Genomic DNA, 16,021 nt, shown 5'->3' on the forward strand with positions numbered 1-16,021 from the left:
GGTTTTGTCATTTCTGCAAAGAGGAAAACCCATGTCTGTCTATTTCCCCAACGGGGCAACACTGGCGCTCTCCACTGGCTTTGCCGCTGCGAAGGTGATTGCGAGCATCACGAACGCAAACCCAGGTGTGGCTACCGCACTCGCCAACGGCTTCGCCAATGGTGACATCCTGCTGATCACCTCCGGATGGGAGGACATCAACGAGCGGGCCGTGCGTGTTGCCGCTGCTGCTGCCGGCGCCTTCACCCTGGAAGGTATTGACACCTCGAATACCTCGTTCTTTCCCGACGGCATCAGTGCAGGTACGGCCAAGAAGGTCACCGGCTGGGTCGCCGTTAACCAAGTGATCGGCAACTCGATGTCCGGCGGTGAGCAGCAGTACTGGACGTACGCGCCACTCGAAGCGCGCCGCGACAAGCAGATTCCAACCACCAAGAACGCGCAGGCTTTTGCCTTCCAGCTAGCCGATGATGACAGCCTGGCTTGGTACGAAGAGCTCGATAAGGCTGACCGCGAGAAGGAAGTACGCATCCTGCGTATGTCGCTGCCCAACGGCAAGACGATCTACTACGCCGGTTACGCTTCCTTCAACAAAAGCCCGACCCTGGTGCGTAACGAAGGTGCTGCAGTTGCGTTCGGCTTCACTATCAACGCCGAGATCACCGCGTATCGCGCGCCTGTTGTCACTGGCGGCGGGGCTTAATCATGGCGAAGTTCAAGATTGCCCAATCACCGACGTTCCTGGGGGCCGTGATGGTCCCGGTAGTCGGCCAGGATCCGGTGAAGGTCGGGTTCACCTTCAAATACCGAAACCGGATCGAGCTTGCAACGTTGTTTGATGAGTGGAACCAGCGGCGCAAGGACGGCCTCGATAAGTTCGGCGAAAAGCCCTCTGTGTCCGAAATCGTTGCCGTTGACACCGAAAACCAGATTCAGCAAATCAAGGATTTGGTTGTGGCTTGGGAGTTCGACGACAAATTTGACGACGAGAGCATCAAGGCGCTGGTGACTTCCTGTCAAGGCACAACCGAGGCAGTCGTAGACGCCTATCAGGATGCTTACTCCAAGGCCCGCACGGGAAACTGATACGCGCCGCCCGCGCCCTGTATGAGTCCCCGCCGGATGCCGAGCAGATCGCTGCTTTCGGCTGGGACGCAGAGGACATGGAAGAAGAGTTCGATGTTTGGCCGTGCCTTTGGCCAGCCTTCCTCTTGTTCAATCGGATGTCCACCCAGTGGCGTGCAGGTACGGGCGGCGCGATCGGTCTTGATTACAGCAGCATCCGCGACGTGGCCGGGTACCTCGGCATCAAGAAAAAGAAACTCGCTGACATCTTCCTTGACCTTCAGGTGTTGGAAGGTGAAGCCCTGCGCGTTATGGCGGAGGAAAGGGAAAACAGCCCGTAACCACGGGCACTTATTCAAGGTGAGTCGATGAACATTGCAGAACTCGGCGTCAAGATCGACTCGGCCGATGCAATCCAGGCGAAAACGAGCCTGGATGAAATGGCGAAGGCCGGCGGCCGGGCCGAGCAGTCCGCCGTTTCGCTGATGAACGAAATGCAGGCACTGGAGAAGTCGCTATCCACCAGCGCCAAAACCACACAGGACCTGGCGAAGCAGCGTGACGCGCTCGCCAAGCTGACCAAGACCGGCGCCTATGGCGAGGCTGAGGCGGCGAAGATATCGGCTCAGCTCGATAAGCAGCAGATCGCCCTGGCCAAGTCGGCCATGGATGAACAGAAGGCACTGAACAGCCTGCTTGGGGCGATTGACCCGGCCCGCGCGGCACTGGCAAAGCTGGACAACCAGGTCGAGCAGCTCGGCAAGCACCTCGACGAGGGCCGGATCAGCCAGGACCAGTACAACAGCGCCCTGGGCAAGATTGACAAGGATTATGCAAAGCTTGAAAAGACCACCACCGGCTTCGACAAGCTGCGCCTCGGTACCCGCCAGGCCCAGGAAAACGTCGTACAGCTAGGTAACGCGCTGTCGTCAGGTGACTGGGGTAGCGGCGTGCGTGCCGTGGCTCAATTGGGCGCCGGTGCTGGGGCAGGTGCTGCTGGGCTTCTCGCTATCCTGGCACCTTTGGCCCTCGCCACTGCTGCTGTGGGCGGCCTTGCCTACGCGTATCACAAAGGCAGTGAAGAGCAGGACAGCTACAACAAGTCGCTAATTCTCACTGGTAACTATGCCGGTGTCAGCGCTGGGCAACTGGGCGATATGGCGCGGCAGGTAAGCGCAACGGTCGGCACCACCGGCCAGGCCGCGGCTGTTTTGGCTATGTTGGCGGACAACGGCAAGATAGCTGGTGAGAGCTTTGCGGGTATTACGAAGGCCGCCGTGTCGATGCAGGAAGCTACCGGCAAGGCAGTGAGCGAGACGGTTTCCGAGTTCTCCAAGCTGGCCGAAGATCCAGTGAAAGCATCCGCTGCACTCAATGAGCAGTATCACTACCTGACTGCTTCGGTTTACTCCCAGATTGCAGCACTGGAGCAACAAGGAAACCATGCCGGCGCCGTAAAGCTCGCCACCGAGTCCTATGCCGACGCGATTAACGAGCGCACTCCGAAGATTTTGGAGAATCTGAGCTTCTGGGAGAAAGGGTACAACGCAGTTGCACGGGCCGCCGACAGCCTCAAGAACATCGGCCGCCCGGACATCGGCGCCGATATCGAACAGGCCCGCCGAGACCTGGCAAGTGCGCAGTCCGGCGACGTAGGTCTGTTCCAAAACAAGCAAGAGATGATTGATCTCTATCAAAACCGCTTGAATATGCTTGAGGACCAGAAGGCGGCACAGGCTGAAATTGCAAAGCTGGAAGGCGATCAGGCAAAGGCCCAACAAGCCGCCATCACCTCTATGCAAAAGGTTGACGCTCTCGCCAAGTCCTCGTGGACGAATGAGCAGAAACGCGCCGATGCACTCAAGGACTACAAAAAACAACTCGACGATATCCGCAAGGTAGCGCCGAATGATCCGCGCCTGGCCCAGGCGACGGTCGACAAGAACATCGCCAACATCAACGACAAGTTCAAGGATCCTAAAGCCGCCGGCACACAGGTTGATGTGACCAGCTTCAACAACGCCAAGAACAACCTGGCAGCTATCGCGACTGACTACAAAAACTATCAGAAGGAACTGGACGCAGCGCAGAAGGCCGGGCTTGTGTCGGATGCTGACTATCTGGTTCGACGCCAAGCGCTAATCGGTAACGAACGCGACCAAGTGACGGCGGCTTACGAGTCCGAAATTGCGGCACTGGAAGCCGCCAAGGGCAAGAAGACAACCTCGGCTGCGCAAAGCATCCAGCTGGACCAGAAGATCGCTGACGCGCGTGCAGGGATGGCCAAGGCGCAGAAGGACGCTGATAGCCAGCTTGAAGTACTGGCTACCAACGAGACGGGGCGACTCGCCAAGCAGGAGCGGGCGATCAGTTCGTACGTGCAGGCGCTGGGGCAGCAACAGCGGGCCTTGGAGCTTGCCGGGCAGCGTGCCGTATTGGGCGTCGGCCAGGGTGACCGACAGAATGCACTGAGTGGGCAGTTGAACAGCCAGCAAGACAGGTTTGCTCAACAGTCGCTGGAACTGGAAAACCAGCGATCCGACCCGTCGCGGAACATGTCGGAGGAAGAGTTCAAGCGTAAGTCGCAGGCGCTCGCAGACGCGAACAAGGCCGCCACTGACCAGATCCGGCAGAACTATGCGGATGTGGAGAGCGCCCAGGGCGATTGGACGAAGGGCGCTACATCGGCCTGGGCCAACTACTTAGATTCGGCGCAGAACGTGGCAGGGCAGACCAAAAGCCTGTTCGGCAACGCGTTCAGTTCGATGGAGGACTCAATCGTCAACTTCGCCATGACCGGGAAGCTCTCGTTTGCAGACTTCACCAAGTCGATTCTGGCGGATATGGCGCGCATTGCTACTCGGCAAGCAGCCTCTGGGCTTCTCGGCTCACTTGTAGGGCTCGGTATATCTGCCGCTGGCTCGTACTTCGGCGGCGGGGCTACCACGTCAGCAGGCTCGACAGCGGCAGGGTACAGCCCTGATGTATTGGCGGGCTGGTCTGGCGTGACCCAGGCCAATGGCGGCGCCTGGTCGGGCGGCGTACAGATGTTCGCCGATGGCGGCGCATTCACGAACTCCATCGTCAGCAAGCCTACGGCTTTCGGCATGGCCAACGGTAAAACCGGTGTAATGGGGGAGGCTGGGGAAGAGGCGATCATGCCGCTGACCCGGACGTCGAGCGGCAAGCTGGGCGTTATGGCGATGGGCGGCGGCGGGGCCGGTGGCACGCAGATCAATGTCGAGGTGCATATCGATGGTGACGGTAACGCCTCGTCAACCGCTGACGCCCCTGGCTATGACCTATTCGGCAAGGAACTAGCGACCTTCGTAGAGCAGAAGTATCAAGAACTGCGCTCGAAGGATATGCGCCAGGGCGGCGTCATCAACAAAGCAATCAAGGGGCGATGATGGCAATCGAACGATTCACCTGGGCGACGGAAAAAGGCGCGGAGGGCGATATCGTCCAGCGCGTCCGTACCAAGCAGTTTGGCGATGGATACGCCCAGTCGGCGGAAGATGGCATTAACAACCGGTCGCAGTCTTGGCCGGTGACCTTTACGGGGCTGAAGCCGCGCATCAAGGACATCATGGCATTCCTCGACCGCCACAAAGGGGCGAAGGGCTTCCTCTGGGAGCCGCCCCTGGGCGAGCTGGGCCTCTACAAGTGCAACGGCTACAAGCCAGTGCACCGCGGGGGACAGGTCTACGCCATCACCGCCACCTTCGAACAAACCTTTCATCCCTGAGACCTACCCATGGCATTGATCACGGACATCCAGAAACTGGAGCCCGGCGGCGAGATTCGCCTGTTTGAAATCGACGGGACTGAATACGGCGCGGATTACCTGCGCTTCCACGGGCACGCCATTCCGCATACGCCCGAGGAGCTGCTTGCCTACGAGCATTCAGAAGATGAATTGCCCGCTAAATCGATCTGGTGGCAGGGCGCAGAATACGCGGCCTGGCCGGTGCAGATTGATGGCATCAGTTCCAGTAGTGACGGCACCGCCTCTCGCCCCACGTTCGCCGCCGGCAACATCAATGGCCGAGTGACTGCCCTGTGCCTGGCCTTCGAGGACCTGCTGAAATTCAAGCTGACGGTGCGCGAGACGCTGGCGCAGTACCTGGATGCGGCGAACTTCCCCGACGGTAACCCAACTGCAGATCCGGCTCAGGAGGCTCTGGAGATCTGGTACATCGACCAGAAAACCAGCGAAGACGGCGAGGCGGTGGTCTGGGAGCTTTCTTCCCCGGGCGAGATCGACAACCACGGGCTGCCCGGGCGCCAGATGACGACGTTTTGCCACTGGGCCATGACGAACGGATATCGCGGGGCAGATTGCGGGTACACCGGCGCGGCCATGTTCGATGACGAGGACAATCTCACGGATGATCCAGCGCTGGATCAGTGCAAGGGCTGCCTGTCGTCCTGCAAGTTGCGCTTCGGCGAGAACAACGAACTCTCCTTCGGTGGATTCCCCGCCGTTTCCCTGATAGCACGGAGTTGACCATGCGCAAGCACATCATTGCGGACATCCAGGCGCACGCGGCGGCCGAGTATCCGCGCGAATGCTGCGGCTTGTTGCTTGCCATGGGTCGTGCGCAGAAGTACTTCCCCTGCACGAACATCGCCACGGAGCCAAGCGAAGAGTTCCGCCTCGACCCCGAGGACTACGCTGCGGCGGAAGACCTGGGCGAGGTGATCGGCATTGTTCACTCGCACCCGGACGCTACCAGCAGGCCGTCACCGCATGACTTGGCGATGTGCGAGGCCACGGCCTTGCCCTGGCACATTCTGTCCTGGCCAGAGGGCGACATGCGCACGATCACGCCCACGGGCAGTACGCCGCTGCTCAAGCGTCCGTTTGTGCATGGTGCCTGGGACTGCTGGCAGGTCTGCGCCGACTGGTATCTGCGTGAGTGGGGGCTGGAGTTCGAAGCATTCCAGCGCACCGACGGTTGGTGGGAGCGCGCGGAGAACGCAAGCCTGTACGAGCAGCAATACGAGGCAGCCGGGTTTGTGCGCGTCGACCGACCGCAGCGGGGCGACATGATCGTCATGCAGGTTGGTCGCACCGTTCACCCGAACCACGCTGGCATATACCTTGGCACCGATCCGTCGCTCTCTGGTGAGGACTCAGGTGTGTTCGGTCCAGGGCCGTTCCTGTTGCACCACCTGTACGGCAGGCCGTCGGAAATTATCGTCTTCGGCGGACCTTGGCATGACCGAACACGCCTGATCCTCAGGCATAAAGACGCAAAACAACCAATATGACGCGGCATGGCCGCAGGAGTGGGTATGCAGAAGATCGATCAGTTCAGCCCGGCAATCGCTTGGCGCTCAATGCTGGGGAGCAAGCCAAATCGCGATCCGGTAGAGGTTGATGTTCAAGATGGGCGCGCTGAGTATTTGCTCAGCGGCCCGTATAATCTTTCCGAGGGCGGTAAAATCGAAGTTGTCGGTGGCAAGCTTCTTTTTACAGGCAGCAGAATGAAGATCAGTTGATGTGATGGAAGGCCCTATCGAAAGCGCCGTCGCCGAAGTAGTTGAGATCATCAGCCAAGATCAGCGCATACCCTGAGCCCACGCTTTTTAGCGCGTCGTAGATTGTCCCGAAATCAGACTCTGACAAAAAGGTGATGACACCGCACCCGACTTCAACACCTTTGTAGGCGAATTTCTCCGCTACAGGGATGTAGTCTTCTTTCGAGGTGACGATGATGTAGGGGAAGATGGTTTGTCCTTCGTTCACATTGACCTCCAGGTCATAAACGCGCCGATATTGGCGCTATCCCAGTCCTTGGGCTTGCAGGCGTAGGACTGGGGAACCCTGTGATTTTAAACCTGCGCTTTGAATTGAATGATCATATGAAATCACCGACTTCGTAACTGAGTATTTTTCTGTTCTCTATCTTCGGTATTTGTCAGTCAAGAATTTCAGCAGTAGCGGGTCGTGAGTTTTACACTCTTTTGTTAGTGGGATTGTTTTATAACATGGCTTAGGGTTTTCTTCGGAAATTAACTTGGTCGAGGAGATTTCTTTTACATTCGCAAGTTGAGCTTTTTCCTGTTTTACTGTGCTGTATAGGGCAATGCCGATTGCCGCGCACACCAATAAATAAAAGCCACCAGCAACAGTGAGTAGCGCGTATTTTCTAATTTTTCTGTAGCCCGGCTCTCCCAGTTTTACAGTTTCCCAAGTCTGTTTCAATAAGGGGGCAGCCGTGTTTCTGATAGCTCCACATCCGTCCAAGGCACCTGCGTAGTCACCATCATTGAAGCAGTCTCTGGATAACCTTAAGGCATCCATTAACTTTGATTCGAGTCCATTCGGTTTCTTTATGTGATCTGGGTTAAGGCGAAGATGGATTTTCGACATATTCTCAATGCACTGAGAAAATAATAGTTCAGATTTTTCAATCCATTTTACCTCAAGATCGTATTCGCTAACATCTGGCCATTTATACTGCCGTAGATCCATAAAGGTCTCTTCGTGTTTGGCCAATACTTGAATTGCGGCAGTAAATGATGCTACCTCCTCTCTTAAACCATCAGTCCACGCCAACCGAAACTCCGAGACTTTGTTTTCTTTGGCACTTACTAGATTCACATAAGAGAAAAACCCAGCCAACAATGCGGCAACGATTGCGCCTAGTGCTACATAAACCGTAGGTGGTATAGAAAATAAATCCATTTATCAAATCCATTAGAATTCTGGAGGGAATATTTAGGTGGCATAATGCTATCTTTTGATTGCAAATTTCGCTACTGGCATTCCATCCACGCTGGATGCCTGGACAGGCTTCTTTCAAGGAGGTGTTTGGTCGGTTCGATCTTGTGATGGCGTAGTGCTAGAGTGCGTTCAAAATCACAGGAGTTGAAAGATGGTGCGCACGGTAGCTATTTTGATAGGTTTCGCTTTTTTGGCTGGCTGCGCTAACACGCAGGAGGTCGACGCTTGGCGTGCGGAAGCCCAGCGAACAACGCCAGTATGCACGAGCGAAAATCAGTGCCAGGTGATGTGGTCGGCAGCGCGCGGCTGGGTTCTGGGTCATGCGGGAACCAAGATTCAAAACTACGGGTCTGATTATTTCGACACATACAATCCTATGCCGAACAGCCCAGCCTTGGCCGCGCAGATTTCTAAGGATGCCCTGGGTTCTGGCAAACACAAGATCAGCGCAAAGCTCTGGTGCGACAATATGTTCGGTTGCCAGCCGAACGCATGGCAGGCGTTATTGGATTTCAACCGGACGGTGAATCTGGCGGGCGCGGGTCAATGACCCGATTGACGGGGAGGGGCTAGGTATGCGGATTTTGATAGCGGCGGTAGCGGTGGCGATGCTGGCGGGGTGTGCCTCATCGGCGATATCGGTTAGGGATGCGAAGCCGGTCCCCACGGATGAGCTTTACGCCTTTCAGTCAAAGCCCTCGGGTGAAAGCGGAAAAGTCACAGTTGTTCGCGACTCCGGCGCAGTTGGCTCGGGCTGCGATATCGTGGTGTATGTAGATGGACGTAAAGCGGCGAAAATAGGTACGGGTCAACGGGCTACCTTCCTCCTTCCCCCTGGCTCACCGAGCCTCGGCGCGGGTCTAGCCGGTTCTGGTCTATGTGCTGGCGCGGCCATTCGTACCATCGCAGCAACCGTGCAACCTGGAAAGGAGAGCATCTACAGGATTAGCGGCGATATTGGCGGTTTCTACATTGGCCCTTATGTCGACTACAACTGAAAGCGAAATAGATGAAGCCGCCCCCGGGCGGTTTTTTTACGCCAGGAGAAAGCCATGCAGGCCTCAGCAATCAATTACCAGCCAATGACAACCATCCGCTTGCACGGGCAACTCCGGCAGTTCGGGAAGTCGTTCAGGCTCGCCGTAAAGTCGCCGGCCGAAGCCATTAAGGCGCTTTGCGTCCAGATCCCTGGTTTTGAGCGCTTTCTGTCGAACGCTAAGTCGCGCGGGCTAGAGTTCGCAGTCTTTCGCGACAAACGAAACATCGGAGAAAAGGAACTGAGCTATAACGGTGCCGGTGACATCCGAATTGCCCCGGTGGTAGTGGGTAGCAAGCGCGGCGGCATTCTTCAAACTATCGTCGGCGCGATCTTGATTGTTGTGGGTGTGATTTTCTCTGCCACTCCTTTCGGTACGCCGCTCATCGGCGCTGGCATCGGCCTTGTCGCTGGCGGCGTTATCCAGATGCTCAGCCCGCAGGCCGGCGGACTCAAGACCAGCGCGGCCCCAGAGAATACCCCTGGCTACGCCTTCGGTAGCGCCAAGAACACCACGGCGTCGGGCAACCCGGTACCGCTCTGCTACGGCAAACGCCGTGTCGGCGGGGCGATCATTAGCGCTGCCATTTACGCCGAAGACCAGATGTAGCAATGACCGGAGCAAGCTACTGGTCACTTGAAGTTAGTGTGTGTGCGACTATTCGAATCTCGTTTTTTCTATTTCTCCGTGTTTGCTCTGTAGGTAAATTGTGTAGGGCAAAATGAGGGTGTCTGCAATTCCAGACAGCCCCATATCTAGCAAAATTAATGACGCAGATGGGTATCCGTCAAACCCGGTGCTCTGACGCGGCGCTGCATCGAGTGTGCAGTAATCAAAAACGGCACCGCTGTAGATTCTCGGTACGGAATCGCAGTTCGAACTCCAACGAGCCAGCTTGTTGCTCGCGACGGTGTCGTCTCGGAAAGTGGTGTTGATGGTTCCACAGCCTGTAGCTGATATCGCCGCTACCAGCACCAAAGCGTTTTTGAGCTTCATCATATTGGCTCCTTACCAGAAAAGTTTGAGGTTAACCGAAGCCGCGATATCGCGGTTTTTTATTGCCTGGAGAAAAGCATGGGCGCAGCACGCAAGATTGACATCCACGGCGCCAAGGGCGGCGAAGAGAAGCCCAAAACGCCGACAGAAGCCCCGGACAGTCTGCGCTCGGTCGCCATCGCCAAAATGCTGATCGCCGTGGGCGAGGGTGAATTCGAAGGGACGCCAACGGCCAGGGACATCTACCTCGACAATACTCCGCTGCAAGACCCTCAGGGCAACATGAACTTCCCAAACGTGAAGTGGGAGTGGCGCACCGGGGCCGTGGACCAGACCTATATTCAGGGCATCCCATCGGTAGAGAACGAGACCACCATCAGCAGCGAGCTGCGCAGCGGCACCCCATGGGTTAGGGCGATCAACAATACCCAGCTTTCCGCTGTGCGTGTGCGGTTTGCCTGGCCCGCACTCCAGTCGGTGGACGCCCGGGGCAACATCAACGGGTACCGGATTGAATACAAGGTTGAGCTGGCCACTGATGGTGGTGCCTATCAGCAGGTACTGAGCGAGGCTGTCGACGGCAAGACCACCAGCGTGTACGAGCGCACACGCCGTATCGATTTACCCAAAGCCACGACTGGCTGGTTGATGCGCATCACCCGCATCACACCAAACCAGAACAACAACAAAATCTCTGACACCATGCAGATCGCCGGCTTCACTGAAGTGATCGACGCGAAGATCCGTTACCCAAATACGGCGCTACTCTACATCGAGTTCTCAGCCGAGCAGTTCCGAAGCATCCCGGCCGTGACGGTCGAGACTAAGCTAAAGAAGATGCAGGTGCCGAGCAACTACGACCCTGTGTCACGCACTTACTCCGGTGTTTGGGACGGCACGTTCAAGCAGGCCTGGACCGACAATCCTGCCTGGATGACATACGACATTACCACCGCTGACCGATTCGGTCTTGGCCGTCGCATCAAGCCGTGGATGGTGGATAAGTGGGAGCTGTACCGAATCTCTCAATACTGCGACCAACTGGTGCCGGACGGGAAGGGTGGCCAGGAGCCGCGCTTCATCTGCAACTTGAACCTGCAGAGCAAAGCCGATGCCTGGTCACTGCTGCGTGACATCTCTGCGATCTACCGAGGCATGACCTACTGGGCCCAGGGGCAGGTGTTTACCCTGTCGGATATGCCGCGCGCTACGGACTTCGACTTTGCCTACACGCGGGCAAACGTCATCGACGGCAAGTTCACCTATTCCAGCGCATCGGAGCGCACCCGCTACACCCGTGCGCTGGTCAGCTACGACAACCCGCTGAACAACTACGACACGGACGTCACCGCAGTGACAGACCAGAAGCTGCAGCGGCGCTACGGTGACAACCCGCTGGAGATCAGCGCTATCGGCTGCACCCGCGAGTCCGAGGCCCAGCGCCGCGGTAAGTGGGCGTTGCTGACTAACTCCAAGGACCGGGCCGTAACGTTCAAGGTCGGCTTGGACGGCCGTATTCCGCTGCCTGGTTACGTGATCCCAATTGCTGACGAGCTGCTGGCTGGCCGCGCCATCGGCGGGCGTATCTCAGCGGTAAACGGCAAGGTTATCACCCTGGACCACGACACCCAGGCCAAGCCCGGCGACCGGCTGATCCTCAACCTGCCTGACGGAAAGTGTGAGGGGCGCACTGTGCACCTGGTCAGCGGACGGCAGGTCACGGTAACCGTGGCTTACTCTGTAACGCCTGAGCCTGAACTGGTGTGGGCACTGGATGCTGACGATCTGGCTGTCCCGCTTTACCGGGTGGTCAGCGTGGCCCGGCCAGAGGCTGGCGTGTTCGAAATCTCGGCGGTGCAGTACGACCCAAGTAAATTTGCGCACATCGACACAGGCGCTCGCCTGGAAGAGCGCCCGATCAGCGTTATCCCGATCACTGTGGTACCACCGCCGGCCAGCGTCACGCTGACGTCGAGCTATGCGGTGAACCAGGGTATCGCCATCAGCACCATGAACATCTCGTGGCATGCTGTTGCTGGCGCAGTCGCGTATGACGTGGAGTGGCGCAAGGACAGCGGCAACTGGATCAAGGTGCAGCGTACTGGCTCGACGAGCGTCGATGTCACCGGCATTTACTCAGGCGCCTATCTGGCCCGGGTGCGTTCGGTAAGCGCGTTCGAAATTTCGTCGATCTGGAAAAGCTCCAACCTGACCAACCTTGAAGGCAAGACGGGCCTACCGCCGGCGGTGTCATTCCTGACCACCACCAGCCTGATCTATGGCATCGGCATTCAATGGGGATTCCCACCAGGTGCCGAGGACACCCAACGGACGGAACTCTGGTACAGCCAGTCGCCCGACTTGACGACGGCGGTCAAGCTGAGCGACTTCAGCTACCCGCAGGCCTCGCACGAGATGCACAGCCTGTTGGCCGGCGCGAGCCTGTTCTTCTGGGCGCGCCTGGTTGACCGGACTGGCAACGTCGGGCCGTTCTTCCCTGTGCCCGGCGCCGTCAACGGCCAGGCCAGCAGCAAGCAGAGCGATTATGAGGCGTACTACGCCGAGAAGATCGGTAAGGGCGCCCTGTACCAGAGCCTGCGCGAAGAGATCGAGCTGATCACCGGCGACGGCCCTGGCTCAGTAAATGAACGCCTCGAGGAAGCCAAGCAGGAGCTGGAGGATCTGATCAAGCAGGTAAGCGATGCCCTCGCTTATGACCCGGCAAAGCCCTATCTGAAGGGCGACATCGTGCGGCTTGATCAACGTCTCTACCAAGCGAAAGGCCCTGTGCCTGTGGGAGTAACACCGCCCGACGCCACGTACTGGATTGATATCGGCACCATCCTTGAGACCACTAATGCGCTTGTGTCCCAGGTGCAGATCATCGAAACCAAGATCGAGGAAATCGACGGCAAGGTGTTGGCCACCGCCACTTCAGTTGAGGCGTTGCGCTCAGCTGCCCGTGGTGACGACGGCGCCGGCGATCTGGCCGACGCCATCAAAGGCTGGACTTCGACGGCAGATCTGGCGGTCGAGCGTAAAACCCGAGTCAGCGAAAACGATGCGATGGCTCAGCAACTGCTTACCCTGGGTGCCCAGGTAGGCGACAACAAGTCGTCGCTGACTGTCCTGGAACAGGTTGTTGCATCGAACCGCGAGACGTCTGCAGCGCAGATCACCAAGCTGAATAGCGATCTGTCTGCGGTCGATCAAAAGGCAACCGGTACCGCTCAGGCGCTCACCAGCCTCGACACAAAAGTCACCAACCTAGACGGGAAGATCACATCCCAGGCGTCCAGCAATGAGGCGCTGCGTGCTTCCGTTCGTGGGGACGATGGCTCTGGTGATCTGGCCGGCGCGATCAAGGCGTGGGAGTCAACGGCCAGCTTTGCAGCCGAGAAGGTTGTGCAGGCAAGTGCAAACGAGGCTTTGGCCAAGACTACGGAAACGCTGCAGTCGAGCATCGGCCAGACCAGCGCGTCAGTGCAAACGGTAAGCGAAACGGTGGTTGGGCTCGACAACAGAGTTTCTGCCCAGGTCACGCTCCAGGCTCAAACCATCGTAGATGGGCGGCGAGTAACTACAGGCTTGGCTTTCGGTTCAAACGGGTCGCAGTCGGAGTTCCTGATCATGGCTCAACGGATGGCAGTCGTGAACGAGATCGACGGCAAGGTTATTCCGATGTTCGTCATTGAAAACGGCCAGGCCGTATTCAACACCGCGATCATCAGCAAGGCGGTCATTCAGGAAATTGTTCTAGGGATGGTATTGCGGTCGCCGGCAGTGGACTCGCTTGGGCGTCCACTTCTGGAAATCAATATTCCTGCCGGCACGTTCACATTGAGAAGCGCGGGCACTGGTGGTTCATCGTTGCTCAACAACGACGGATTGACGGTGTTTGATGCGGGCGGGGTCGATCGCGTATCGGTCGGGAGGCTTTCGGTATGATTTTCGGTATGCGGATCAAGGGGCCTACAGGCGTTGTGGAACTTGATGAAACGTCATTCACAATGAGGGTGGTTTATTCTGAAATAATCGCCCCTCAAACTTGGGGGGCAAAGTTTATAGATATAGCGATTCCTGGAATTACTCCTCAAAACGCCGCCGCTTTTCCTACGCCAATACAGGCAGTCAATTCGATGTTCGACGCGCAGGTAGAGCCAGAAATTCTTAACGGAGTTGTGCGGGTGTGGAGAACTATTAAAGGCGATCCATACAATACCTCCGCCATAACAATTACAAGACAGCGTCTGACAGTGGTGAGGTTTAAATGATATGGCGGAATCCTATGGGCTAGTGTTCAAGGCAGGAGACGATAATCGAGTAGTAATTGATTCGGAATATTCGAGACTCGTTGTTATGTACAAGGGGAGGTATGTAGGTACCGAGGAAAATGGAAATTCCTCATCTACGTATTTCCCGTCACCAATTACCACGCAAGAGCAGCCACTTGTTTTCATTCGGCCCGATAGTGCAAACGGCATCATCGGGATGAGCAACCTTGAAATATTTGGATCTGCGGGCAACTGGACGGGCTTCAGGGTCCGTATTTTCAATATGTATACGATCAAGCCAGTAGGGCGATGGTTCGTTGCTGGCTACGTGGCCCAGCCATTAGCCACTTTTGGCGTGCGGCTGCGTGATGCAAGCCGCAAAACGATTTTCGATTCAGGCACACCTGCCGCCCAGTTTGTCAGGGCTAGCAATACTTGGACTTATGCCGGGAGCGGCACTACCGGGCAAGGCGTATCAATAACGTACTTTAATTCACAGTTCAATCTGAATGAAGACGAGTACATGCTCATAAATAATTTATGCATGCAAGCGGTAACAATTGCCTCAGGTACGGCTAACCGCCAGATTGCAGCTATGTGGAACTATCCAAGCAGAATTCTTACTCTCGGGATGATTGGGGTACAGAACGCTATTGTCACAGGCGTAACTGTGATGGTTGGAAGGATCACTCAGTAGCATCGGGCGGCATGTTCAATATCAACTAACAAATTTTGGGGAAACCTATGTCATCTTGGTTCGCAGAAGGAACGGTTACAGTCAATAACGGAAATGCCGTTGTAACCGGCGTCGGCACGAAGTTTTCTAACTGCCGATCCGGCGACATGTTTGTCGGTCCAGATAACGGTATCTATCAGGTGATCAACCCATCCAGCGATACATCCGTCTCTATCTCGCCAGCCTACCGTGGCGCCACCTCAGCGGGCGCTGCTTATGGCATCGTGCCTGTGAACGGCTATCCAAAAGCCTTGGCTGATGCGGTCAACCTGATGGTTCAGCAGTGGGGCGCTACGTTGGCCGGCCTGGGCACTGTATCGACCGAGAACGTTGTGCCAATTTCAAAGGGTGGCACGGGGGACACTACGGCAACTGGTGCGCGGGGTAAGCTTGGTCTTGGCAGCGCTGCTACATTGACTGCTGGATCCGCCTCGGGAAATGTGATGTTGATGGGGGATCGCGGCTCTCAAACGGTGGCCAGTTTGAATACGTGGGGTAATTCCTTTCAGCTCTGGAACGCGAATACTGCCGGTGCTCCTGCCCAAGCATCGGGAACCGTTATCAATGCGGCATTTCCGGAAGGTAATTTTGGGTCGCAAATCATCATGTCTTTCAGTGGCAAGATGTGGTTCCGATCCGGAGACTACGCCAATGCCTCCACTCGAGAGGTCTACCACACTGGCAATACTACTCGTGGATCTGGTGGTGCGCTTTCTGCTGCCTCGCCAATTATGCGGATTGCTTGTGTCGCTACTAGTGAGCGTCGCGACCTTCAGGAAGAGACGTTTGCCCCGGCTGGTGACTGGGGCGTAGTTAACAGCGAGGCACGAGGCGTCACGGTACAACGCATGGGTGTGGGTGAGTACAAGATTGCTGGAAGTCTCGGCCTGGCTCTTGAGGGCTGGCGTACACATGACCCGAGCTCGCCCGACGGGGGGCGAATGCTGGGTATCACTGACAGCCACCAAGATGAAGACGGCACCGTCACGGTACGTCTGTTCAAGCAGCGCTGGACGCTGACGGAAGATGGCGAAATGCTTTCAGGACGCGGTGCGCCAATGGATGTTCCGCTGAATAGCTGGATTGACGTGCGGCTTGAAATGCCCAAGGCGGAAGTTCCACCACCCATTGCCTCAACCGAAGAATAGTAGCCCGCCAATTGAGCGGGCTTTTTTAC

The 16,021-nt window shown here is 56.9% G+C and carries 18 protein-coding genes; 15 read left to right on the top strand and 3 right to left on the bottom strand.

The window, feature by feature from the left end:
- Positions 1 to 31 precede the first annotated feature (31 nt).
- From BT199_RS04400 to BT199_RS04435, 8 genes are read left to right on the top strand one after another with little or no spacing between them, the layout of a single operon-like run.
- Positions 32 to 703, top strand: a complete 672-nt coding sequence (locus BT199_RS04400; RefSeq protein WP_072433991.1) for a phage tail protein — start codon at positions 32 to 34, stop codon at positions 701 to 703.
- Between the two features lie 2 nt (positions 704 to 705).
- Entirely contained in the window at positions 706 to 1,086 is a 381-nt protein-coding gene (locus BT199_RS04405; RefSeq protein ID WP_072433992.1) for a phage tail assembly chaperone, read from the top strand.
- A gap of 47 nt (positions 1,087 to 1,133) precedes the next feature.
- On the top strand, positions 1,134 to 1,406 hold the full coding sequence (locus BT199_RS04410) for a DUF1799 domain-containing protein (protein WP_371914245.1): 273 nt from the start codon (positions 1,134 to 1,136) through the stop codon (positions 1,404 to 1,406).
- A 27-nt stretch (positions 1,407 to 1,433) separates the two neighbouring features.
- Complete coding sequence (locus BT199_RS04415; protein ID WP_072433994.1) at positions 1,434 to 4,475, top strand: phage tail tape measure protein; 3,042 nt, start codon at positions 1,434 to 1,436, stop codon at positions 4,473 to 4,475.
- Positions 4,475 to 4,813: a phage tail protein gene (locus BT199_RS04420; RefSeq protein WP_072433995.1), complete on the top strand. Its 339-nt coding sequence runs from the start codon at positions 4,475 to 4,477 to the stop codon at positions 4,811 to 4,813. Before BT199_RS04415 ends, BT199_RS04420 begins: the two co-directional genes overlap by 1 nt.
- A gap of 9 nt (positions 4,814 to 4,822) precedes the next feature.
- Complete coding sequence (locus tag BT199_RS04425) at positions 4,823 to 5,575, top strand: phage minor tail protein L (protein ID WP_072433996.1); 753 nt, start codon at positions 4,823 to 4,825, stop codon at positions 5,573 to 5,575.
- 2 nt (positions 5,576 to 5,577) lie between these two features.
- Positions 5,578 to 6,342, top strand: coding sequence for a C40 family peptidase (locus BT199_RS04430; RefSeq protein ID WP_072433997.1), 765 nt, complete (start codon positions 5,578 to 5,580; stop codon positions 6,340 to 6,342).
- Between the two features lie 24 nt (positions 6,343 to 6,366).
- A complete protein-coding gene (locus tag BT199_RS04435; RefSeq protein ID WP_072433998.1) occupies positions 6,367 to 6,573 on the top strand; it encodes a hypothetical protein in 207 nt (68 codons plus the stop codon).
- On the opposite strand, the gene BT199_RS04440 is transcribed toward BT199_RS04435, so the two are convergent.
- Together BT199_RS04440 and BT199_RS04445 are read right to left on the bottom strand one after the other, a co-directional pair.
- Positions 6,566 to 6,820, bottom strand: a complete 255-nt coding sequence (locus BT199_RS04440; protein ID WP_072433999.1) for a hypothetical protein — start codon at positions 6,818 to 6,820, stop codon at positions 6,566 to 6,568. The two genes, BT199_RS04435 and BT199_RS04440, sit on opposite strands and share 8 nt — an antisense overlap.
- A 156-nt stretch (positions 6,821 to 6,976) precedes the next feature.
- The gene (locus BT199_RS04445) at positions 6,977 to 7,762 is read right to left on the bottom strand and encodes a hypothetical protein (protein ID WP_072434000.1); all 786 of its coding nucleotides are present in this window, start codon (positions 7,760 to 7,762) and stop codon (positions 6,977 to 6,979) included.
- A 190-nt stretch (positions 7,763 to 7,952) separates the two neighbouring features.
- Between BT199_RS04445 and BT199_RS04450 the strand changes: the two genes are divergently transcribed.
- The 3 genes from BT199_RS04450 to BT199_RS04460 are packed head-to-tail and all read left to right on the top strand — an operon-like array spanning position 7,953 to position 9,447.
- Entirely contained in the window at positions 7,953 to 8,351 is a 399-nt protein-coding gene (locus BT199_RS04450; RefSeq protein WP_083535065.1) for a hypothetical protein, read from the top strand.
- 25 nt (positions 8,352 to 8,376) lie between these two features.
- Entirely contained in the window at positions 8,377 to 8,799 is a 423-nt protein-coding gene (locus tag BT199_RS04455) for a hypothetical protein (protein ID WP_072434001.1), read from the top strand.
- Between the two features lie 54 nt (positions 8,800 to 8,853).
- The gene (locus tag BT199_RS04460) at positions 8,854 to 9,447 is read left to right on the top strand and encodes a tail assembly protein (RefSeq protein ID WP_053256723.1); all 594 of its coding nucleotides are present in this window, start codon (positions 8,854 to 8,856) and stop codon (positions 9,445 to 9,447) included.
- A gap of 48 nt (positions 9,448 to 9,495) precedes the next feature.
- Here the strand turns inward: BT199_RS04460 and BT199_RS04465 are convergent, their stop codons facing one another.
- Positions 9,496 to 9,837 carry a YceK/YidQ family lipoprotein gene (locus BT199_RS04465; RefSeq protein ID WP_072434002.1) on the bottom strand — a complete coding sequence of 114 codons (342 nt, stop codon included), beginning with the start codon at positions 9,835 to 9,837 and terminating at the stop codon, positions 9,496 to 9,498.
- 75 nt (positions 9,838 to 9,912) lie between these two features.
- On the opposite strand from BT199_RS04465, the gene BT199_RS04470 reads away from it, so the two are divergent.
- The 4 genes from BT199_RS04470 to BT199_RS27190 are packed head-to-tail and all read left to right on the top strand — an operon-like array spanning position 9,913 to position 15,992.
- On the top strand, positions 9,913 to 13,782 hold the full coding sequence (locus BT199_RS04470) for a TipJ family phage tail tip protein (RefSeq protein ID WP_072434003.1): 3,870 nt from the start codon (positions 9,913 to 9,915) through the stop codon (positions 13,780 to 13,782).
- Positions 13,779 to 14,108, top strand: coding sequence for a hypothetical protein (locus BT199_RS04475; RefSeq protein ID WP_072434004.1), 330 nt, complete (start codon positions 13,779 to 13,781; stop codon positions 14,106 to 14,108). Before BT199_RS04470 ends, BT199_RS04475 begins: the two co-directional genes overlap by 4 nt.
- A gap of 1 nt (position 14,109) precedes the next feature.
- Positions 14,110 to 14,805, top strand: coding sequence for a hypothetical protein (locus tag BT199_RS04480; protein ID WP_072434005.1), 696 nt, complete (start codon positions 14,110 to 14,112; stop codon positions 14,803 to 14,805).
- Between the two features lie 47 nt (positions 14,806 to 14,852).
- On the top strand, positions 14,853 to 15,992 hold the full coding sequence (locus tag BT199_RS27190) for a phage tail fiber protein (RefSeq protein WP_175556192.1): 1,140 nt from the start codon (positions 14,853 to 14,855) through the stop codon (positions 15,990 to 15,992).
- Positions 15,993 to 16,021: the final 29 nt, after the last annotated feature.

The organism is Pseudomonas sp. NFR02 (genome assembly GCF_900119375.1).
Classification (GTDB): domain Bacteria; phylum Pseudomonadota; class Gammaproteobacteria; order Pseudomonadales; family Pseudomonadaceae; genus Aquipseudomonas; species Aquipseudomonas paracarnis.